Origin of the sequence: Aeromonas sp. QDB30 (genome assembly GCF_027707645.1) — a bacterium.
GTDB classification, from domain to species: Bacteria; Pseudomonadota; Gammaproteobacteria; order Enterobacterales; family Aeromonadaceae; genus Aeromonas; species Aeromonas caviae.
On record NZ_JAPCIY010000034.1, the window covers coordinates 1 to 20,341 of the forward strand.

Sequence of the window (20,341 nt, forward strand, 5' to 3'; positions counted from 1 at the left end):
TGGCGATAAAATCAGATCACAATCGAAGCCATTTTTATATCTATTTCAATTGGTTGCTGCTAAAGATCCTGTACATGTGGTTCGCCTTAACTCAGAAAGTGATCGGGATCACACGCTTTTCTGTCATCAAGGAGATAACCATGAAGATCAAGTCGCTGTTTCTGCTCGTCGCCCTGGTCCTGCCCATGGCCCCGGCCCTGGTCCACGCCCAGGGCGCCCCCGCCATGCCGCTGGTGGTATGCCATGTCGACCAGGCACCCCAGATGCTGGTGCCCGCCTACCTTTGCCAATGGTATGGCGGCAGCCAGCACCACTGATCCTCCCACCCACGTCCTCTCACCCAAGGGGGGATGCACTCCTCTTGGGTGATGCCATTCCCTCGTTCGCCCTCGCCCCCATCCAGACCCGTCGCTTCACTCCCCCGGGATTGCCATTGGGCCGACACCACGCCCCTGGATGTCGGCTCCCGCATGCGCCCATCTGCGATCGACACCGGTAGCGCCGACTTTTCTGAACCCCAGGTAAACGGCCTGTGAGACATTCGCCATTACATGAGTGAGTAAAACGCCATAAAAATTCTCGCCATAGTCGGAAGATAAGCGTGAAAAAACCACAAGCAACACTGACAACACAATGATTAATAACAAAATAATGTCTATATCATTTCGCGAGAAACGAGTTGAGAAAAAACGTTTTTCAACATGCCGTTGTCGCCCTGCGTGAAATCCTTATAGTTACTCCTGCACGGACGCAATGAAGTCGGTCAGGAAGACTGGCTGCCAGGGTTGGGCAAATGGACTCACCACAGGATGTGGTAAAGGACACCTCCCAGGACGGAGAAAGTGCGACGGGAAAGGATGACTCGTCAGGCCATGATGGCTAAAGGACACCCCAAAGGATTGGGAAGGGGAAACCTAAAGGAAGAGGTATAGTCAGGGATTGCAGGGAGCAACTTCGTTCAAGGATATGAGCGATAAGACTATCGGGGGCGACGCAAGTCGCCCCCATCTTTTTTGGGTATTTTTCACGTCTGCCCGCTGATGGGTCACCCCGGCCACGATATTGCTGGCCAGGGTACCCGGGACTCGCCCAGCCGGCGCTATTCCAGCCGGAAGTGCCCCACTATCTCCCGCAGCCTGTCATAGGTGCGCTGCATGGCATTCGAGCTGTCCACGGTGCGCTCGCCATTCCCCTTGAGCTGGGTGATCACCTCGGCGATGGCACTCATGTTGCGATTGATCTCCTCGGCGACGGCACTTTGCTCCTCCGCGGCCGTGGCGATATGGCTGATGAGATCGTTGATCTCCACCACTTCTCCCGCCATCAGATCCAGTGACGCATTCACCTTGCTGGTGTTTTCCGCCGCATCCTGGCAGCTCTGTCGGGTGTTGCCCATGGCGGCCACCACGGTCTGGGTACCCCGTTGCAGCCGGGTCAGCATGGTCTGGATCTCGGCAGTGCTCTTCTGGGTGCGTCCCGCCAGAGAGCGCACTTCGTCCGCCACCACCGCAAACCCCCGCCCCTGCTCACCAGCCCGGGCTGCCTCGATGGCAGCGTTGAGGGCCAGCAAGTTGGTCTGCTCTGCGATGCCACCGATGACCCCGAGAATCGAGCCTATCTGCTGCACATCCTGCTGCATGGCTTCGATGGAGTGTGCCGTGGCCTCCACCTCCGTCACCAGCGCAGTGACGCTGGCCATGGCCTGATCCACCACCTGACGCGACTGGTTGGCCAGTTGCTGGCTCTGGCCGGTCAGCTGGGCAGTATTGGCCGCGCTCTCCGATACCGAGACGGCAGTACGGCTCATCTCGTTGATGGCGGTGACCACCTGTTCGGTCTCCCGCACATGCTCCGCCAGCAGGCCCTGGGCCGACCCCGTCTGCCTCGCCAATGCCGATATCCCTTCATTGAGCTGGCCGCTCGCTTGTCTCACCTCCCCCATCATGCCCTGCAACTGCTCGATGAAACGGTTGATGCCCGCCGAGATCTGGCCGAGATCATCCTTGCTGGTCACCGTGAGCCGGCGGGTCAGATCCCCATTGCCCTGGGAGAGCTCCTGCACCAGGTCGCGCAAGGAGAGGATGGGTCTATAGGCCAGGTTGAGGGCCACCATGGAGAGGGCCAGTACCAGCGCCGCCACCCCGAGCAGGGCCAGGGTGATCTTGCCGTTGAGCGCCTGGGTCATGGCCCGGATATAGTCGAGATCCACATAACCGGTCAGGGTCCACTCGCTGCCGCGAATATCCAGCTTGTTGGGGCGGCTCTCGCTCTCTCCCTGGGGCTTGCTGCTGTAGAGCACCTGTCCCTGGCTGTCGGTGAGGGAGAAGTAACGCCCTTCCCCGCTTACCTTGGTCAGCAGCGTCTTGAACTCGCTCATGTCGAGGTAGTAGAGGTAGGCGGAGTCGGCACCGCGCGGCACCAGGATGGAGATGACGGGTTTGCCGTCCAGCTGCTCCAGCGGGCTGACGGTGATCTGGTTGTTGGCGGCGGGGATCAGCTTGCGCAGTGCGTCAACCCTGGCCTTGTCGTCGATGACCCCGTTCGCGTCGAATGCCATGTCGCCAATGAGCTTGACGATGTTGTGAAAGCCGGTCTCCTGCAGCGCCTTCTTGACGCTGGTCACCCCGAGGTTGAGGTTGGCGGCCAGCAGCACCTTCTGGTTGATGTCACCCGCTAGCTTCTCCCTGACCAGGGTGATCTGCTCGTTGATGTTCTGGGTAGCCTGGGTGCGGATGTAGCCGCTGATGAAATGGTTGACGCTGAACCAGGCGGTACCGATGGTGACCAGAATGGCGAGCAGCAACAGCACGTTGATTTTGACTTTGAATGCCATGGTATGGGTCCCTCCAAAGAGAAAGGGCCGGGATGACCCGGCCCTCCCTGCCAATGCTTACTTCTTCTTGGCGTACTTCATGGAGTCCAGGGCTACCGCCAGGATGATGATGCCGCCCTTGATGATGAACTGCCAGTAAGGGCTGACACCGATGTAGGTCAAACCATAGTTGATCAGCGTGAAGATAAGTACGCCGGTGATCACACCCGCGACAGTTCCCACACCGCCGGCAAACGAAACGCCCCCCACCACGCAGGCCGCGATGGCATCCAGCTCATACATGAAGCCGAGGTTGTTGGTGGCACTGCCGATCCGCCCCGCTTCCAGCATGCCGCCGAAGGCGTAGAAGACACCGGCCAGGGCATAGATGACCACCAGGTTGACGGCGACGTTGACACCGGACACCTTGGCCGCTTCCGGGTTGCCACCGATGGCGAAGATGTTCTTGCCAAAGCGGGTCTTGTTCCACAGCACCCAGACGAAGACGCTGGCGATGGCCGCATAGAAGGTCAGGTACGAGAGCTTGAACCCGCCAATCCGGATGAAGCCCTGCGCAAAGTTGGAGAAGCGAGGATCAAACCCGGCCACCGGAGAAGCCCCCACGGAGTCGAAATAGAGGGAGTTGATGCCGTAGACGATGATCATGGTGCCCAGGGTGGTGATGAAGGGCGTCACGTTCAGGTAGGCGACGATCAGGCCGTTGACCAGACCAATCAGGGCCCCCACCACGCACACCAGCAGGATCACCGCCGGAATGGGCACCTCCCCCAGGGTGGGGAAGACCTTGTTGACGTTGGTCAGGGCCTGCAGCATGGTGGCCGCGATCAGCGCCGCCAGGCCGACCTGGCGACCGGCCGACAGGTCAGTACCCTGGGTGATGATGATGCCCGCCACCCCGAGGGCAATGATGACCCGTACCGAGGACTGGGTCAGGATGTTGCTGAGGTTGGTGAGGCTGAGGAAGGAAGGCTCCTTGATCACGATGATCATGAGCAACACCAGCAACACCACATAGATGCCGTTCTCTTTGAGCGCCTGCATCAGATTGAAATTTTTAGCCGACTCCATAATGTCTTCCTGTCTTTATAGGTACAGAGATGCCAGGCGCAGGATCTCGCTCTGGTCAGTTTCTTTGGTGTTGACGATCCCCGCGACCCGGCCATTGCTCATGACCATGATGCGGTCCGTGATGCCGAGCAGTTCCGGCATTTCGGAGGAGATGATGACGATGCCCTTGTCCTTCTTCGCCAGCTCCAGGATGAGCTGGTAGATCTCGAACTTGGCGCCGACGTCGATACCCCGGGTCGGTTCATCCAGCATCAGGATCTCGGGCTGGGTCAGCAGCCAGCGACCGATGATCACCTTCTGCTGGTTGCCACCGGAGAGGGAGCCGATCTGGGTCTGCTGGGTCGGTGTCTTGACCCGCATGGAGTCGATGACCCACTGGGTATCGCTCTTCATCTTGTTGTCGCTGAGCAGCCCCATGGATCCCTTGTAGTTGTCCATGTTGGCGATCAGGGAGTTGAAGGCGATGTCGAGGCGTGAATAGATCCCGGTGGAGCGGCGCTCCTCGGTCACCAGGGCGAAGCCGTTCTGGATCGCCTCGTGGGCGTTGTGGTTCGCCACCTCTTTGCCGTGCAGCTTGATGGTCCCTTCGCTGCGATCGCGGATGCCGAACAGGGTCTCCACGATGTCGGTGCGCTTGGCCCCCACCAGACCGGCGATGCCGAGGATCTCCCCCTTGTGCAGGTTGAAGGTCACGTCCTTGATGGAAGGCTGGTTCTTGGCCGTCAGGTGCTCGACCTCGAGGATCACCTCTTTGGGCTGGTTGGTTTTTTCCGGGAAGCGCTGGGTGAGCTCGCGGCCGACCATCATGCCGATGATCTGATCCATGGTCATGCCCTGGAGGGGCTGGGTCGCCACCCACTGGCCATCCCGCAATATGGTGATCTCGTCACAGAGCTGGAAGATCTCTTCCATCTTGTGGGAGATGTAGACGATGCCGCACCCCTTCTCCTTGAGCTTGTTGATGATCTTGAAGAGGTGGTTGACCTCTTTCTCGGTCAGGGAGGAGGTGGGTTCGTCCATGATGACGATCTTGGCGTCATAGGAGAATGCCTTGGCAATCTCGATCATCTGCATCTGGGAAACCGACAGGGTGCCGACCTTGACCCTGGGGTCGATGTCGATGTCCAGCTCCTCGAAGATATGCTTGGTGTCCTGATACATCTTGCCGTGGTCGACAAACAGTCCCTTGGTGGGATAGCGGCCGAGCCACATGTTGTCCATCACGGTGCGTTGCAGTACCAGGTTCAGCTCCTGGTGCACCATGGAAACGCCATTCTCCAGCGCCTCTTTGGACGAGGTGAAGTTGATCTCCTGTCCCTTGAAGAAGATCTTGCCCTGATCCTTCTCGTAGATGCCGAACAGGCACTTGAGCAGCGTGGACTTCCCTGCGCCATTCTCGCCCATCAACGCATGCACAGAATGAGGACGGACCCGTAAATTGACATTATCGAGTGCCTTGACGCCAGGAAAGCTCTTACTGACGTCAATCATCTCCAACAGCCATTCTGATTGTTGCCGTGTTGTCATATCAGCCATCACATCTGGTTGAAAAGAGGGCAAGGGGATCTCCCTTGCCCTGAGGGGAGGAATTACTCGAATTGGGACAGGTTGTCTTTGTCTACGCCCACGTAGGCAACGCGGACGACCTTGTTGTCGATCTTCCAGTTGGTGCCTTCACCGGCCGGCTTGCCTTCGGCCAGGTTCTTGGTCAGCTCGAAGGTGGCCTTGGCCTGGTTGGCCGCATCGTTCAGCACGGTACCAGCCATGGCACCGCTCTTGACCATGGCCAGGGCTTCCGGCAGGGCGTCAACACCGAACACCGGGATGGCGGTCTTGCCCTGGGCCTTCAGGGATTCCACAGCGCCCATCGCCATGCCGTCGTTGTTCGCGATGACTACTTCGATCTTGTTGGCGTTCGGACCGGAGATCCAGGCGTCCATCTTGTCCTTGGCCATGGCGGTATCCCACATACCGGTATCCATGTGCAGTTGCTCGGTCTTGATGCCGCCATCGTTCAGGGTCTTGACGACGTAGGTGGTGCGTGCTTCCGCATCCGGGTGGCCAGGCTCACCCTTGAGCAGCACGAACTGGATGACGCCATCCTTGTTCAGATCCCACTCGGGGTGCGCTTTCCAGTGCTTGGCGATCAGCTGGCCCTGGATGATGCCGGACTCCTTGGAGTCGGTGCCCACGTAGTAGGCCTTGTCATAGCTGGCCAGGTCGGCCGCGCTCGGTTCCTTGTTGTAGAAGACCACGGGGATCTCGTCCGCACGGGCTTTCTCAATCACGACAGGGGCCGCCGCCGGGTCAACCAGGTTGATGGCCAGGGCCTTCACGCCCTTGGCCAGCAGTACATCGATCTGGTCGTTCTGCTTGGACTGGTCGTTCTGGGAGTCGTTCATCAGCAGTTCCACACCCGGGGTGGCCGCCGCTTCTTTCTCGATGGCCTTGCGCACCACGGCCATGAAGTTGTCGTCGTACTTGTAGACGGTGACCCCGATACGGGTATCGGCCTGGGCTTGGGCTCCCGCCATCAGTCCCATCAGCAAGGTGGCAACTGTCGTGAGTTTTTTCATTGTTATGCTCCGATCTCTATCTGTTTTTTGTAGGGAATGCTGTACACCGTTTGAGCTGGCGCCAGCCTAATGTAATCAGTTTGTTGTGAGGCGGTCTGTGATCCTGGCAACAAAATGAAAACGTTTACACTCTGTTACATAGCCGTAATATTGTTAAAAATTAAATAGTTACGTGAGAAACTGCCTTTGGGTCTCGCCATCTCGCGACGGCGGGTCCGGCTAGCTCAGACGGCAGTGCCACTGATAACGACCCGGCAACAGCCAGAACTCGGGCCGCACGCTCTGGCTCCAGGAGTCGTCGCCTCCCACCCCCATGTGGAAGCCATCGAGGCACAGGTGCGTGCCCCCCAGAGCCACCAGATCGGTCTGGTGACGTGCTTCGGTCAGCTGCTGCTGACTGTAGCGGCTGACACTGAAGTGGAAGCGCCCCTCCACCACCAGATCCCCCAGTTGCAGTGCGCGGGTATCGCAGCGCAGCCCGTTGTCGGTCGGGAAGACATAAGGGGTGTGCAACGCCTCGATGGGCAATTGCCAGCGACCGAGATCGGCGGCGAGCCGGCGATCCGGGTAATTCTCGTGGGGGCCAAGCCCCAGCCAGCTCACCGGGGCACCTTCGGCCGGTTCATCGGCCAGCCAGAGCCGGGCACCGATGCGCGGCAAGGAGGGCATGTCGGCGGCCACCTCCACCTCGATGGCGAGGTGCATGGCGCCCTCCCCGTCCACCCTGTGATGCCAGCGGGTCAGGATCTTCGGCTCGTCACCCACGAAGTAGCCGTGGTGCGCCGTGATGAGACCCAGCTCCGGACTCGCCTCCAGGCCGAGACAGCGGTGCTGCAGATCATTGAGTCCGGCCTCCTGCCAGCGGGCAATCCAGGCGTTGGGATCGGCGTGATCCGCCTCACTGGTGCCGATATCGTTGTCGAGCGGCGCCCGATAGAAGTGATCGGCGATGGCGTCGCGCAGCCGTTCGCGGCCCTGTTTCTGCCAGCTGACGATGCGACCACTGGCCTTGTCGAGCTGCCACAGGGAATCTGCGGCGCCAAGCACCCAGTGATCGCGCTGCTCGGTCAGGCTGACCGCCGGGCAGGCCGACGGCAGCGCCAGGGGCGCGGGCAACAGGCATTGCTGGCGAGCCACCTCGTGACCCGCTCCGGCCCAGGCCGTGGCGGTGGGCTGCACGATGGCGAGATCCAGCCAGGCGAGCGCCCCCGGCGCAAAGGCCGGCAGTTGCTCCAGCAGGGTCAGCGTCATGCTCCCCCGGGGGGCCAGCGCGAGCGGGCATTCACCCTGGCTCACCACCACGCCGTCTTCACACAGACGCCACAGCAGGCGTTCGTTGTCCGTCTCGCGGAACAGGTATTCGCTGCGGATCTCCACCGTCAGCGGCTGGCGACCCTGCAGGGTCAGAACAAAGGGCTGCTGGGCACGCCGGGCTTCAAACAGGGAAGGATGGGGGGTGCGATCGGGGAACAGCAGGCCGTTGCAGCAGAACTGGCGATCGTTGGGAGTGTCGCCGAAATCGCCACCATAGGCCCAGAAATGGCGGCCATCGTCGGTCTGCTTGTCCAGCCCCTGATCGACCCAGTCCCAGACAAACCCACCCTGCAGCCGCGGATGATCGCGAAATGCCTGCCAGTAATGGGCATAGCCCCCCAGGCTGTTGCCCATGGCGTGGGCGTATTCGCACAGGATCAGCGGCCGGGTCTCTTCCGGCAGGCCGATCCACTTGGCCAGCGCCCACTTGGGCACCGCCGGGAAGAGTTGATCCTGGTGGGTACGGGCATACATGGGGCAGATGATGTCGGTGGCCGGGGTGTCGGCCCCGCCCCCTTCGTACTGCACCGGGCGGCTGGGATCCGCCCCCTTCACCCAGCGATACATGGCGTCGTGGGCCGGGCCATAACCGGATTCGTTCCCCAGGGACCAGATGATGATGCAGGGGTGGTTGAAGTCCCGGGCCACCATGCGGGTAACCCGCTCCAGGAAGGCGTTGCTCCAGGCGGGATCCCGCGCCAGCCGCCCCATGGGGGTCATGCCGTGGGTCTCCAGGTTCGCCTCGTCCACCACATAGAGGCCGAGCCGGTCGCACAGGCGATAGAGCTCGGGGTGATTGGGATAGTGGGAGCAGCGCACCGCGTTGAAGTTGTGCCGCTTCATCAGCAGCAGATCCTGCTCCATGTCGGCCGGGGTCACCACGTGACCCCTGGCGGGATGGTGTTCATGGCGATTGGCACCACGAATCAGCAGGGGTTGCCCGTTGACCCGCAGCAGGCCGCCACGGATCTCCACCGCCCGAAAGCCCACGTCATGGGCCTCGCTCTCGAGAGTGCTTCCCTGCTCGTCCAGCAGGGTCAGGGTCAGGCGATAGAGGTGCGGGGTCTCGGCGCTCCACTTGTGTGGCGCCGTTACCGTCAGCCACAACTCGGCGCGATCGTCATACACCCCTTTCTCGTCGATGGCCTGGGTGCCGATCCGCTGGCGCAGGGTCGCGACCCGCTCGTCGCCATCATAGAGGTTGGCCTCCACCGACAGACCGGCTCCGTTGGCCGCCTGCAGTTCAACCTTGAGGCGGGCATCCCGGTAGCAGGCGTCGAGCTCGGGCGTCACCCGGATATCCATCAAATGACGGGCCGGTTTGTGCAGCAGGCTGACTGAGCGGAAGATGCCGCTCATGCGCCACATGTCCTGATCTTCCAGATAGGAGCCGTCAGACCAGCGCAGCACCAGGACGGCGAGGCGGTTGGCCCCGACCTGAAGGAAGGGGGTCAGATCGAATTCCGCCGGCAGCCGGCTGTCCTGGGAGTAACCGACCCAGCGGCCGTTGCAGAAGAGGTGAAACGCGCTGTCCACCCCGTCGAAGATGATCCGGGTCTACCCCTCGGCCAGCCAGTCCGCAGCAACGGTGAACTCGCGGGAGTAGCAACCGGTGGGGTTCTCGGCAGGCACCCGCGGCGGGTCGCAGGGAAAGGGGTACTTGATGTTGGTGTAGATGGGCACATCCGTGACGGGTCGCGCCCCCGGATAGGCCGCAGCCAGTTGCCAGTTGCCCGGCACCTTGATGGGGCAGGCATCCGGCAGATCCTCCACCAGCCACTGCTCCGGCACCCGCTCCGGGGCCTCGAACCAGGAGAACTGCCACTCGCCGTCCAGCAGCAGGCGGGAAGGTGACAACCCCCCTATCCTGGCTTCCCCTTCACTGCGCCAACTGGACAAGGGGGTATGGGCTGGCAACCGGTTCACGGCGGTGATCCCCTGGGTCTGCCAATCCTGACGGGCCACTATCTCCTTGAGCATGCTTCACTTCTCCCTGCATTCACGCTGAAAACCACTGCAGTGTAGGAGAGTTTTGCCCGGTGATCGGCGATCCCGCTCACACAGATGTAAACGATTACACTCATTTTGTTAAGTAAAACGGAGTAAAAATCGGATAAATCCGGGTAAATGACCCCCACGGGGGAAAAAGCGGACCTTCGGAAGGGCAAAAGATGCCCGGGAGTGTGAAACCGGGAGGCAATGACCGAACAAGCGGAGCAAGCCATGGCAAAGACCCGACATCGCGCCCCCCTCGTCTCATCAGGTGCTGGAGCGCCTCAACCCGGTTCCGGGCACGCAGCCCGGTCTCTCGAAGGAGTGTGCAGAGGCCACGAGAGCCCCTGCCCGGCGCAGAGAAAAGCCATGGCGGGTGTCTGGCAGGATCTGGCCGGAAGTGAGGCTCGGCAGGCCGGGGGAGAGGAGCTCGTGACAGACGAGCGGGAAGAGCAGCCGAGTTCAGTAGGCAGGGAGTGTGAGGGGACGGTTGTCACTCCTCAGACAGTCCTTTATGGTCTGCGCTAGCCATGCTCTGAGCTATCCGTCTGAGCTACCCATAGTCTGAGCTATGGGGGCGCTTTATGGGCTGCAGTACGGGTTCGCCAGGTGCAGCGCTTGCGCCGACAGGGCGCAAGCGCTGCGATCAGGACCTGACGGGAGCGACCGAATGGCGGTTGATCAGGGTGGGGGTATAGATGCGGCTCTGCACCGATTCACTCTCCCCTGCGGCGAGTTGTAGCGCCAGCTTGGCAGCCTGGGCCGCCATCAGCTCGATGGGATAGCGCATGGTGGAGAGCTTGGGTCTCAGGTATCTGGCGTAGATGATGTCATCGAAGCCCACCACAGAGACCTCTTCCGGCACCTTGAGGCCGTTGTCCGCCAGCACGGAGATGGCCCCTGCCGCCATGGCGTCGTTGTAGGCCACCACCGCCGTGATGGGCAACCCCTTGGCCAGCAGGTTGAGCATGGCGCGCTCACCCCCCTCTTCATTGGGCATGCCGCTCTCCACCAGCTCGGGATCGGCGAAGACCTCCGCCTCCGCCAGGGCATCCTGATAGCCCTGATGGCGCAACAGCGCATCCTCGATGGCGTGATCCGAGCTCAGGAAGGCGATATGGCGGTGGCCGAGATCCAGCAGATGACGGGTGGCGGTCGCCGCACCCTGGCGGTTGTTGAGAGCGATGCAGCGCCCCCTCAGACTCGGAATGTCGCGGTTGATCAGCACCATGCCGGGGGCACGCAGGGCGTAGTCGACCAGCTCCTCGTCGCCGAGCGCCTTGCTGTGCACCACCAGTGCCTCGCAGCGTTTGCCGATGAGCAGCTCGATGGCCTCCCGCTCCTGCTGGGCGCGGTGAAAACCATTACCCATCAACAGGTGCAAGCCCTGCTCCACCGCCACCGCCGCGACCCCTTTGACCAGGGCGCCGAAGAAGGGATCCGCCACGTCCCCCACCACCACTCCCATGGTGTCACAGGTCTGGCTGACCAGGGCCCGCGCGTTGGCGTTGGGGGTATAGCCCAGCTCGGCCATGGCCTTCAGCACCACCTCGCGGGAGGCGGCACTGGCCTTGGGTGAGTTGTTCATCACCCGTGAAACCGTTGCCACTGACACATTGGCCAAACGGGCGACATCCTTGATGGTGCTCATGCTGTTTTCACTTATTTCACGCTGCAACTGGCCGCATTATACCGTTCAATGTCACTGATAACAGGGGGAAAAATCAGAACTTGCCACATTGGTCGATGAAAACAAGTGTAATCGTTTACACGTATTTGTTAAGCAGCTCACAGTTTGCCCGTCAGCCCCTCGGCTAGACTCCTGCTCAGGCTTTCCTGATGCGAGGAGTTGAGGGTGGAACAACGGATGAAAGTACTGGTCACCGGCGGTTGCGGCTACATCGGCAGCCACACCTGTCTGGCCTTGCAGGCCGCAGGCATGGAGCCCGTGGTGGTGGACAACCTCTGCAACAGCAAGGCGGGCGTCCTGACCCGTGTCGCCGCCATCAGCGGGCACGAGCCCCGCTTCTACGAGGGGGACATCCGTGACCCGGCCCTGCTGGATCGCATCTTCAGCGAGCAGCACATCGACGCCGTGATCCACTTCGCCGCCCTCAAGGCGGTCGGCGAGTCGACCCGCATCCCGCTGGACTACTACGAGAACAACCTGAGCGGCACCCTGGTATTGCTGCAGGCGATGAAACGGGCCGGGGTACGCAATCTGGTGTTCAGCTCGTCGGCCACCGTCTACGGCGATCCTGCCAGCACCCCGATCCGGGAGGATTTCCCCCGCAGCGCCACCAACCCCTACGGCCGATCCAAGCTGATCATCGAGGAGATCCTCGAGGATCTGCAGCGGGCCGAGCCCCACTGGAGCATGACCCTGCTGCGCTATTTCAATCCCGTCGGCGCCCACGAGTCCGGCACCCTGGGGGAGGATCCCCAGGGCATCCCCAACAATCTGATGCCGTTTTTGACCCAGGTCGCCATCGGCCGACGCGACTGCCTCTCGGTCTTTGGTAACGATTACCCAACCATCGACGGCACCGGGGTGCGCGACTACATCCATGTGATGGATCTCGCCGAAGGGCACGTCAAGGCTCTGGAACACTGCGCCGGACGGGGCGGTGTCCACGCCTACAACCTGGGCACGGGCCAGGGCCAGAGCGTGTTGCAGATGGTCGCGGCGTTCGAGGCCGCCTGCGGTCGGCCCCTTCCCTACCGGATCGAGCCACGGCGCCCCGGCGACATCGCCGAGTGCTGGGCCGATCCCGCCAAGGCCGCTCGGGAACTGGACTGGCACGCCAGCCGGGATCTCGCCGCCATGTGCGCCGACAGCTGGCGCTGGCAGTCCGCCAACCCCAATGGTTACGAGGCGTAGGCCCTGGCCTGCGCCTTCGGATGTATTCAACTCACACACTGGAGTGATGATGTTCAACCCCGTTGATCACCCCCACCGCCGCTTCAACCCGCTCACCGGCCAGTACGTGCTGGTCTCCCCTCACAGGGCCAAGCGCCCCTGGCAAGGCCAGGTCGAGAAGGTGAGCCTGGCGCCGAGCCAGGCCCATGATCCCGACTGCTTCCTCTGTGCGGGCAACACCCGGGTGACCGGCGATATCAACCCCGACTATCAGGGCACCTTCGTCTTTACCAACGACTTCGCCGCCCTGATGCAGGACACCCCGGCCGCTGACGCGGCGCCGGATCCCCTGCTGAAGCTGGAAGCCGCCCGGGGCACCAGCCGGGTCATCTGCTTCTCGCCGGATCACGGCAAGACCCTGCCCGAGCTGCCCCTGCCCGCCATCGAAGGGGTGATCACCACCTGGATGGACCAGGTGGCCGAGCTCTCTGACCAGTGGGAATGGGTGCAAGTCTTTGAAAACAAGGGCGCCGTCATGGGCTGCTCCAACCCGCACCCTCACGGCCAGCTCTGGGGCAGCGACTTCCTGCCCAACGAGATTGCCCGAGAAGAGGCGCACCAGCGCGCCTGGCTGGCCGAACACGGCCGCCCCCTGCTGCTGGATTATGTGGAGCGGGAGCTGGCGGATCGCTCCCGCATCGTGGTGGAGACGGCCCACTGGCTGGCGGTGGTGCCCTTCTGGGCAGCCTGGCCGTTCGAGACCCTGCTGCTGCCCAAGGCCCATGTCCCCTCCATGCTGGATCTCACCCGGGAACAGCAACAGGATCTGGCCATCGCGCTCAAGGAGCTCACCAGCCGCTACGACAACCTGTTCCAGTGCAGCTTCCCCTACTCCATGGGCTGGCACTTCGCCCCGCCCCGTTCCGACTGCCCCGAGGCGTGGCAACTGCACGCCCACTTCTATCCGCCCCTGCTGCGCTCCGCCACGGTGCGCAAATTCATGGTGGGCTTCGAGATGCTGGCCGAAACCCAGCGCGATCTCACCCCGGAACAGGCGGCGGAACGGCTGCACGCCCTCAGTCCCATCCACTACAACGACCAGAATCAGGCCAACGAGGAGGCCCTATGACCCCGAGCCAGCGCGTCAGCGCCGTGTTTGCCGAGCAGTTTGAGCAACAACCCGACCTGCTGGTACGGGCTCCAGGCCGCGTCAACCTCATCGGCGAGCACACCGACTACAACGACGGCTTCGTGCTGCCCTGCGCCATCGACTACGAGACCTGCGTCGCCATCGGCTTGCGCGGCGACAACCTGGTCGAAGTGATCGCCGCCGACTACGACAACCAGCGCGACCGGTTCAGTCTCGATCAACCCATCGAGCACCACCCCAGCCAGCGCTGGAGCGACTACATCCGCGGCGTGGTGAAACACCTGCAGGCACGGGGCCACGCCCTGCGCGGCCTTAATCTGGTGGTCTCCGGCAACGTGCCCCAGGGGACGGGTCTCTCCTCCTCCGCTTCCCTGGAGGTGGCCATCGGCCAGGCCTTCAAGGAGGCCCAGGGGCTGGCCATCAGCCAGGCGGAAATCGCCCTCAACGGCCAGCAGGCGGAGAACCAGTTCGTCGGCTGCAACTGCGGCATCATGGATCAGATGATCTCCGCGAGCGGCAAGCAGGATCACGCCCTGCTGCTCGATTGCCGCTCCCTGGAGACCCGGCTCATCCCCATGCCCACCGATCTGGCGGTGCTCATCGTCAACTCCAACGTGCGCCGCGGCCTGGTGGACAGCGAATACAACACCCGTCGCCAGCAGTGCGAAACCGCCGCCCGTCACTACGGGGTCAAGGCCCTGCGCGACCTGGATCTGGCGACCCTGGAAGCGGGCAAGGCCGGTCTGGACGAGGCCTGCTATCGCCGTGCCCGCCACGTGGTCGGCGAGAACGCCCGCACTCTGGCGGCGGCCGATGCGCTGGCACAGGGCGATCTGGTGCGCCTCGGCGAGCTGATGGGCCAGTCCCACGCCGCCATGCGGGATGACTTCGAGATCACCGTGCCCCCCATCGACGGCCTGGTGGAGATCATCAAGGCCCGGATCGGCAGCGAAGGCGGTGTGCGCATGACCGGCGGCGGTTTTGGCGGCTGCGTGGTCGCCCTGCTGCGCCCCGAGAAGGTGGCCGAGGTGATCGCCGTGGTGGAGGCGGAATACCCGGCCCGTTTCGGCCTCAAGGCGGACTGCTACGTCTGCCGTGCCAGCGCAGGGGCCGGCAGACTGTAACGCACGCCTGACAACGGGTGACGCCCCCTGCCCGGCACTCGCGACGCCGGCAGGGGGCGACGGGATCACGACGGGGAACCGCAAACCATGATGAGATTCGAGCTGGAAAACGAGGAGGGACTGCGGCTGCGCGGTCTCGCATACGGGGCCACCCTCACCTCCCTCACCCTGCCGGTGGCGGGAGAGCGGCGGGAGGTGCTGCTGGGCTGCGCCGACGAGGCCTACCTCACCCAGCAGGTATGGCTGGGTGCCGTGGCGGGGCGCTTTGCCAACCGCATCGGCGGCGCCCGTCTTGAGCGGGAAGGCCAGTGCTGGACGCTGGACGCCAACCAGGGGGCCAACTGCCTGCACGGCGGGCGCGACGGGTTCCATCGCCGCACCTGGCAGATCAAGGAGCAGGAGGCGGACAGGGTCAAGCTGGCGCTCCTCTCCCGGGCGGGGGATCAGGGCTTTCCCGGCAATCTGAGGGTGAGCCTGGAGTATCGGCTGGAGCAGTGCGATCTGGTGGTCGATTTCTGCGCCAGCACGGACGCCCCCAGCCCGGTCAGCCTCACCAGCCACGCCTACTTCAACCTGGATGGCGGTGGCGACATCCGCCACCACACCATCAGCCTAGACGCCGACCGCTACCTGCCCACGGATGACCAGAGCCTGCCGCTGGCCATCGCCCCGGTGGAAGGCCCCTTCGATCTGCGCGCCCCCCGCCCCATCGGCCAGGCGTGGCTGGACCACCCCCAGCAGCAGTTGGCCAAGGGGTACGATCACGCATTTCTGCTCAACAACAGCGATTTCGAGCCTGTTGATGAGCCGTTTGGTGGGTCCAACCAGCCATGGGCCGCCCGGGTGATCTCGGGGGATGGCAAGCTGACCATGGCGGTCTACACCAACCAGCCCTCCCTGCAGTTCTACAGCGGCAACTGGCTGACCGGCACACCGGATCGTCAGGGCCGACCCTACCGGGATTACGACGGCTTCTGCCTGGAGGCCCAGCAATTGCCCGACAGCCCGAACCGGCCCGCCCTCGGCGATCCCTGGTTGCTGCCGGGGCAGCGTTATCGCCACCAGACCCGTTATCGCTTTATTCCTGCCCCCTGACAGCCCCGCTCGGGCAGACGAAGGGGCCCGGGCGCGCCGCCACGTCATGGCAGCCCCGGCCCCGATGGCACCGCCGAATCAGCCGGGGTGAGGCCCGCCGCAGGGCACGTCGCTCCTCATTGCACACCAGCCAAGGAACCGCACCGTGATGGATGACAACTACCTCGCCGCCCCCGACCGCTACCAGCGCCAGCCCTACCGACCGGCGGGCCGCCACGGCCTGCGCCTGCCCGGCATCGGTCTGGGCCTTTGGCACAACTTCGGCGCCGGGAGCGATCCCGCCACCGCGAAGGCCATGGTGCACCAGGCGTTCGATCTGGGGATCACCCACTTCGATCTCGCCAACAACTACGGGCCGCCGCCGGGATCTGCCGAACTGACCTTCGGCACGCTGCTCAAGAGGAGCCTGGCTCCCTATCGGGACGAGCTCATCATCGCCAGCAAGGCGGGCTACGTGATGTGGGACGGCCCCTACGGCGATGGCGGCAGCGCCAAGTACCTCTTCGCCAGCCTGCACCAGAGCCTGCGCCGTCTGGGCCTCGACTACGTGGACATCTTCTATCACCACAGGCCGGATCCCCGCACCCCGCTCGAGGAGACCTGCCAGGCCCTGGCCCTGATGGTGCGCCAGGGCAAGGCGCTCTACATCGGCCTCTCCAACTACCCGGCCCCGCTCGCGGCCAAGGCTGCCGCCCGGCTGGCGGAGCTCGGCACCCCCTGCCTGGTCAACCAGCTCAAATACTCCCTGTTCCAGCGCGATGTTGAGCCCGACACCCTGCCGACCTGCCGGGAGCACGGCATGGGGGTGGTCGCCTTCTCGCCCCTGGCCGGGGGGCTGCTGAGCGATCGCTACCTGGCGGGCATTCCCGCGGATTCCCGCGCCGCCAGTGCCAGCCCCTTCCTCACGGCGGACCAGATCACCGAGGAGAAGCTCGCCACCGTCCGCGCCCTGCATGCACTGGCCCTGCAACGGGGTCAGTCCCTGTCGCAACTCGCACTGCAATGGGTGCTGCGCGACCCCGTGGTGAGCTGCGCCCTGATCGGCGCCAGCCATCCCCAACAGATAACGAGCGCCGTCGAGGCCCTGGGGCAGCCCCCCCTGGACGATGATCTTCAACAGAAAATCCTGTCCATACTGGCCTGACAGCACAAAGAGATCATAAAACAGAGGACATCTGGCGTGACTGCCCTGTCAGAACGTGACGGGGCAGTCATGGCTTCTGACAGCATGCGGCAAGCCGCGCCCTGCATGGTCCGCCAGCGCCCTTTCCCGGCCGGAACAGGGCGCTGAAATCCCCAATATTCACTGGTTGCCCGCGCGATTTTCCGCCATCATTGGCCGCCCCGACCCGTTCGGGGTTGATTTTATCCAGACCCCATAACCAAGAGATCTGCACCATGACCGAATCCTACGCCCTGTTCGTCGCCTTTGTGCTGGGCATAGTGGAAGGCCTGACCGAGTTCCTCCCCGTCTCCTCCACCGGCCACATGATCATCGTCGGCCACCTCCTCGGGTTTGAAGGACCCAAGGCCGCCACCTTCGAGGTGGTGATCCAGCTCGGCTCCATCCTGGCAGTGGTCGTCATGTTCTGGCGCCGCCTGTTCGGACTCATCGGCATTCACTTCGGTCAGAAACCGACCCCGGGCCACGCGACCCTCTCCCTGGTGCACGTCATCCTCGGCATGCTGCCCGCCGTGGCCGTCGGGCTGGCTATCCACAGCTGGATCAAGGCCAATCTGTTCGGGCCGGAAACCGTGATGTATGCCCTGGTGGCCGGTGGCATCCTGCTCATCATCGCCGAAAAGTTCCGCCCCGCCGTGACCGCGGAGACCCTGGACGACATCAGCTACAAGCAGGCCTTCGGCATCGGCCTGTTCCAGTGCCTGGCACTCTGGCCCGGTTTCTCCCGCTCCGGCGCCACCATCAGCGGCGGCATGCTGATGGGCATCAGCCGCCACGCGGCAGCGGAATTCTCCTTCATCATGGCGGTACCCATGATGATCGCGGCCAGCGGCCTGGATCTCTACAAGAGCCGCGACTTCCTCTCCATGGCGGACTTCCCCATGTTTGCGGTGGGCTTCGTCACCGCCTTCGTGGTGGCCATGGTCGCCATCAAGACCTTCCTGGCGCTGATCCGTCGTCTCGACTTCATCCCGTTCGCCATCTACCGCTTCCTGCTGGCCTTCGTCGTCTACCTGGTCTTCGTGGCCTGATGGGCTGCGCCCCCAAGCAACACAAAAGGGACCCGAGGGTCCCTTTTTTCATGCCATGATACCGCCTCAGTCGCGCGGCAGCCCGCTATCGCCGAGCAGCCGTGATCCCAACTCAATAGAGGTGCTGGCTGATGCCGTTGAGCAGCCGTGACAGCCCCTTGGTGAACTGCACGGGGGCATCTTGCACCGTGTAGCAGAGGCAGCCGTCCGGGGTTCGGGGGCTGTGGGCGTGGCTGGCGTCGCGCCAGATGAAATCCCCCGCCTGATAGCGGGTGTCGCCATCCTCGATGGTGCCCGCCAGCAGCAGGGTCAGCTCATATCCCTTGTGGGTGTGCTCGGGGATCCGCCCCCCCGCTTCGATATGGAGCAGGTTGGCCCGCGCCCCCATCTCGTCCAGGGGCAGGCTGACCTGGCGGATGGCCCCGAGATGACGCCACCTGGGGGCATGATGCCGTGCCAATGCCCGCGGCAGCCGGTAACTGTGACCCGCCACCCTGAGCTCTGGCCTCGGGCTCTCGGGAAGGGCGAGCGCCGCCTCCGTCGCCACCGGCTGTTGCAGTATGCCCGCCAGCATGGCATCGAATCCGGCGGGCAGCGCCTCGTCCGGCGCGTCAGGGGCGAGATGCTGGCACGCCAGCGCCTCTTCAAATTGCTTCACCCGGGCGGCGCACTCGGGGCAGAACTCGCAATGGGCGGAGACACCGACGGCCAGCGGCAGAGGCAGCTCGTCGGCAGCGAAGGCGCGCAGCATGGGTTCAGTCGGATGGGTCTTAATCATGGCCTTGCTCCACTTGTTCCTTCAGTTTCTGTAGTGCCAGCCGCAGCCGGGACTTGATGGTGCCAAGGGGCACGCCGAGCCGGTCGGCCAGCTCCTGCTGGGAGAGCTCCTGCAGGTAGATGCCGCGCACCACCTGCTGCTGCGGCTCCGGCAGCGTGGCGACATAGTGGGCCATCTGGCGGGTCAGCACCGCGTCTTCACCGCCGCTCAGGTGCTCCTCTTCGGCCCGGAATTCCAGCAGCGGCCAGATCTCCTCGGCGCAGAGCTCCTCCTTGCTGGCGCGGCGGCGGCGCAGCATGTCAAAGCTCTGGTTGCGCATCACTGTGTAGATCCAGGTGGTGGCGGCGCCCTTGTCGGGGTGATAGAGCCGTGCCTTCTGCCAGACCAGCAGCATGGTCTCCTGCACCAGTTCCATGGCGTTGGCCTCGCTGCCGAGGTGGCGCAGCCCGTAGCTGCGGATGCGCGGCGCGAAGTGGTGGAACAGGGTGGCGAAGGCAGCCTTGTCGGCACGCTCGGCCACCCGGACCAGCAAAGATGTGAGGTCGCCGTCTGGGTTGTCCATGGGGGGCGATGTCCTGCGTGGAGCCGATTGTGGTTGGCCAGTATATGCCATTGCGCCATCCCTCGCGTGTGGTGTTCACCCCCAATACGGTGAGCGAGGAAAAAGGATCACCGGGAAGGGGAATTCAATGGCTCGCGACCAGCAGACCGCTCAGCAGGGAGAGGGTGGGCTGGTTGTCCTTGGCCGCCACCAGCCACTGCTTTTGTTCCACCGGGATGGGCAGCACCTCCAGCCAGCGCTGGGCGACCCAGCTCGCATCCTCCCAGTCCGGCTCCGGATAGAGGGCCGCGTACTCCGGATAGTCGTTGAACACGTCCTGCAACGCCTTGGCCAGGGAGTGCTGATCCGCCTGGAGCCTGCCGCTCTGCCAGGGGGGCAGGGGCTCCACCTCGCCGACCCGCAGACCGTCCTCTTCCTGCCAGAGATCCGTGATGCGCACCCGCTCCACCCCGAGTACCGTGATGCCGAGCAAACCATCGGGCAGCAGATCGAAATCGATGATGCGCACCCGGGTGGCGATGGGGTACATGTTGCGCAGCGCGTCGGGCTGGCGGGGGTCCAGCATGCAGAGCGCGAACTCCCGCTCCCGGGACTCGGCGATCATGCGCTGGTATCTGGGCTCGAAGATGCGCAGCGGCATGATGCCGCCCGGCAGCAGGTGAGCGGAGAGTGGAAACAGTACCAGTGTCATGGGAATCATCCTCCAACGGCGTCCTCAAAGGATACGACCGCCACGGGAAGCGGGATCATTCAGATCGAATCGGTATAAATAACC

General features: G+C 63.4%; 15 protein-coding genes and 1 pseudogene. 7 read left to right on the forward strand and 9 right to left on the reverse strand.

The window, feature by feature from the left end; translation table 11 throughout:
• Positions 1-140: 140 nt before the first annotated feature.
• Positions 141-317 (forward strand): hypothetical protein, encoded by a 177-nt coding sequence (locus PG896_RS11830; RefSeq protein ID WP_152551730.1) that lies wholly within the window; start codon positions 141-143, stop codon positions 315-317.
• A 782-nt stretch (positions 318-1,099) separates the two neighbouring features.
• Here PG896_RS11830 and PG896_RS11835 read toward each other — a convergent pair.
• From PG896_RS11835 to PG896_RS11860, 6 genes and pseudogenes are all read right to left on the reverse strand, one after another.
• Positions 1,100-2,833, reverse strand: coding sequence for a methyl-accepting chemotaxis protein (locus tag PG896_RS11835; protein ID WP_039039635.1), 1,734 nt, complete (start codon positions 2,831-2,833; stop codon positions 1,100-1,102).
• Positions 2,834-2,890: 57 nt separating this feature from the next.
• Positions 2,891-3,901 (reverse strand): galactose/methyl galactoside ABC transporter permease MglC, encoded by a 1,011-nt coding sequence (gene mglC, locus PG896_RS11840; protein WP_010676014.1) that lies wholly within the window; start codon positions 3,899-3,901, stop codon positions 2,891-2,893.
• Between the two features lie 15 nt (positions 3,902-3,916).
• Positions 3,917-5,437: a galactose/methyl galactoside ABC transporter ATP-binding protein MglA gene (gene mglA / locus PG896_RS11845; RefSeq protein ID WP_043153953.1), complete on the reverse strand. Its 1,521-nt coding sequence runs from the start codon at positions 5,435-5,437 to the stop codon at positions 3,917-3,919.
• A 53-nt stretch (positions 5,438-5,490) separates the two neighbouring features.
• On the reverse strand, positions 5,491-6,477 hold the full coding sequence (gene mglB, locus PG896_RS11850; RefSeq protein ID WP_010676016.1) for a galactose/glucose ABC transporter substrate-binding protein MglB: 987 nt from the start codon (positions 6,475-6,477) through the stop codon (positions 5,491-5,493).
• Positions 6,478-6,696: 219 nt separating this feature from the next.
• Positions 6,697-9,771, reverse strand: a pseudogene (locus PG896_RS11855) (beta-galactosidase).
• A gap of 658 nt (positions 9,772-10,429) precedes the next feature.
• Positions 10,430-11,434 (reverse strand): substrate-binding domain-containing protein, encoded by a 1,005-nt coding sequence (locus PG896_RS11860; protein ID WP_010676018.1) that lies wholly within the window; start codon positions 11,432-11,434, stop codon positions 10,430-10,432.
• Positions 11,435-11,650: 216 nt separating this feature from the next.
• Between PG896_RS11860 and galE the strand changes: the two genes are divergently transcribed.
• The 6 genes from galE (at position 11,651) to bacA (ending at position 18,226) form a co-directional block, all read left to right on the forward strand.
• A complete protein-coding gene (gene galE / locus PG896_RS11865) occupies positions 11,651-12,664 on the forward strand; it encodes a UDP-glucose 4-epimerase GalE (RefSeq protein WP_045522836.1) in 1,014 nt (337 codons plus the stop codon).
• A gap of 49 nt (positions 12,665-12,713) precedes the next feature.
• A complete protein-coding gene (locus PG896_RS11870) occupies positions 12,714-13,772 on the forward strand; it encodes a UDP-glucose--hexose-1-phosphate uridylyltransferase (RefSeq protein ID WP_201872550.1) in 1,059 nt (352 codons plus the stop codon).
• On the forward strand, positions 13,769-14,917 hold the full coding sequence (gene galK, locus PG896_RS11875; protein ID WP_042882341.1) for a galactokinase: 1,149 nt from the start codon (positions 13,769-13,771) through the stop codon (positions 14,915-14,917). Before PG896_RS11870 ends, galK begins: the two co-directional genes overlap by 4 nt.
• Before the next feature lie 27 nt (positions 14,918-14,944).
• A complete protein-coding gene (locus tag PG896_RS11880; protein ID WP_270835749.1) occupies positions 14,945-16,012 on the forward strand; it encodes a galactose-1-epimerase in 1,068 nt (355 codons plus the stop codon).
• A 148-nt stretch (positions 16,013-16,160) separates the two neighbouring features.
• Positions 16,161-17,156, forward strand: coding sequence for an aldo/keto reductase (locus PG896_RS11885; protein WP_270835744.1), 996 nt, complete (start codon positions 16,161-16,163; stop codon positions 17,154-17,156).
• Between the two features lie 254 nt (positions 17,157-17,410).
• Entirely contained in the window at positions 17,411-18,226 is an 816-nt protein-coding gene (gene bacA / locus PG896_RS11890; RefSeq protein WP_102948943.1) for an undecaprenyl-diphosphate phosphatase, read from the forward strand.
• Positions 18,227-18,338: 112 nt separating this feature from the next.
• Here bacA and PG896_RS11895 read toward each other — a convergent pair whose 3' ends face one another.
• The 3 genes from PG896_RS11895 to PG896_RS11905 form a co-directional block, all read right to left on the reverse strand.
• A complete protein-coding gene (locus PG896_RS11895; protein WP_043153968.1) occupies positions 18,339-19,004 on the reverse strand; it encodes a ChrR family anti-sigma-E factor in 666 nt (221 codons plus the stop codon).
• Positions 18,997-19,566: a sigma-70 family RNA polymerase sigma factor gene (locus PG896_RS11900; RefSeq protein WP_010676026.1), complete on the reverse strand. Its 570-nt coding sequence runs from the start codon at positions 19,564-19,566 to the stop codon at positions 18,997-18,999. Before PG896_RS11900 ends, PG896_RS11895 begins: the two co-directional genes overlap by 8 nt.
• A 124-nt stretch (positions 19,567-19,690) precedes the next feature.
• On the reverse strand, positions 19,691-20,257 hold the full coding sequence (locus tag PG896_RS11905) for an LON peptidase substrate-binding domain-containing protein (RefSeq protein WP_010676027.1): 567 nt from the start codon (positions 20,255-20,257) through the stop codon (positions 19,691-19,693).
• Between the last annotated feature and the right edge of the window lie 84 nt (positions 20,258-20,341).

Coding starts and splice junctions, on each gene's coding strand:
- PG896_RS11830 (WP_152551730.1), top strand. CDS start 141: ATGAAGATCAAGTCGCTGTTTCTGCTCGTCGCCCTGGTCCTGCCCATG.
- PG896_RS11835 (WP_039039635.1), bottom strand. CDS start 2,833: ATGGCATTCAAAGTCAAAATCAACGTGCTGTTGCTGCTCGCCATTCTG.
- mglC (WP_010676014.1), bottom strand. CDS start 3,901: ATGGAGTCGGCTAAAAATTTCAATCTGATGCAGGCGCTCAAAGAGAAC.
- mglA (WP_043153953.1), bottom strand. CDS start 5,437: ATGGCTGATATGACAACACGGCAACAATCAGAATGGCTGTTGGAGATG.
- mglB (WP_010676016.1), bottom strand. CDS start 6,477: ATGAAAAAACTCACGACAGTTGCCACCTTGCTGATGGGACTGATGGCG.
- PG896_RS11860 (WP_010676018.1), bottom strand. CDS start 11,434: ATGAGCACCATCAAGGATGTCGCCCGTTTGGCCAATGTGTCAGTGGCA.
- galE (WP_045522836.1), top strand. CDS start 11,651: ATGAAAGTACTGGTCACCGGCGGTTGCGGCTACATCGGCAGCCACACC.
- PG896_RS11870 (WP_201872550.1), top strand. CDS start 12,714: ATGTTCAACCCCGTTGATCACCCCCACCGCCGCTTCAACCCGCTCACC.
- galK (WP_042882341.1), top strand. CDS start 13,769: ATGACCCCGAGCCAGCGCGTCAGCGCCGTGTTTGCCGAGCAGTTTGAG.
- PG896_RS11885 (WP_270835744.1), top strand. CDS start 16,161: ATGGATGACAACTACCTCGCCGCCCCCGACCGCTACCAGCGCCAGCCC.
- bacA (WP_102948943.1), top strand. CDS start 17,411: ATGACCGAATCCTACGCCCTGTTCGTCGCCTTTGTGCTGGGCATAGTG.
- PG896_RS11895 (WP_043153968.1), bottom strand. CDS start 19,004: ATGATTAAGACCCATCCGACTGAACCCATGCTGCGCGCCTTCGCTGCC.
- PG896_RS11900 (WP_010676026.1), bottom strand. CDS start 19,566: ATGGACAACCCAGACGGCGACCTCACATCTTTGCTGGTCCGGGTGGCC.
- PG896_RS11905 (WP_010676027.1), bottom strand. CDS start 20,257: ATGACACTGGTACTGTTTCCACTCTCCGCTCACCTGCTGCCGGGCGGC.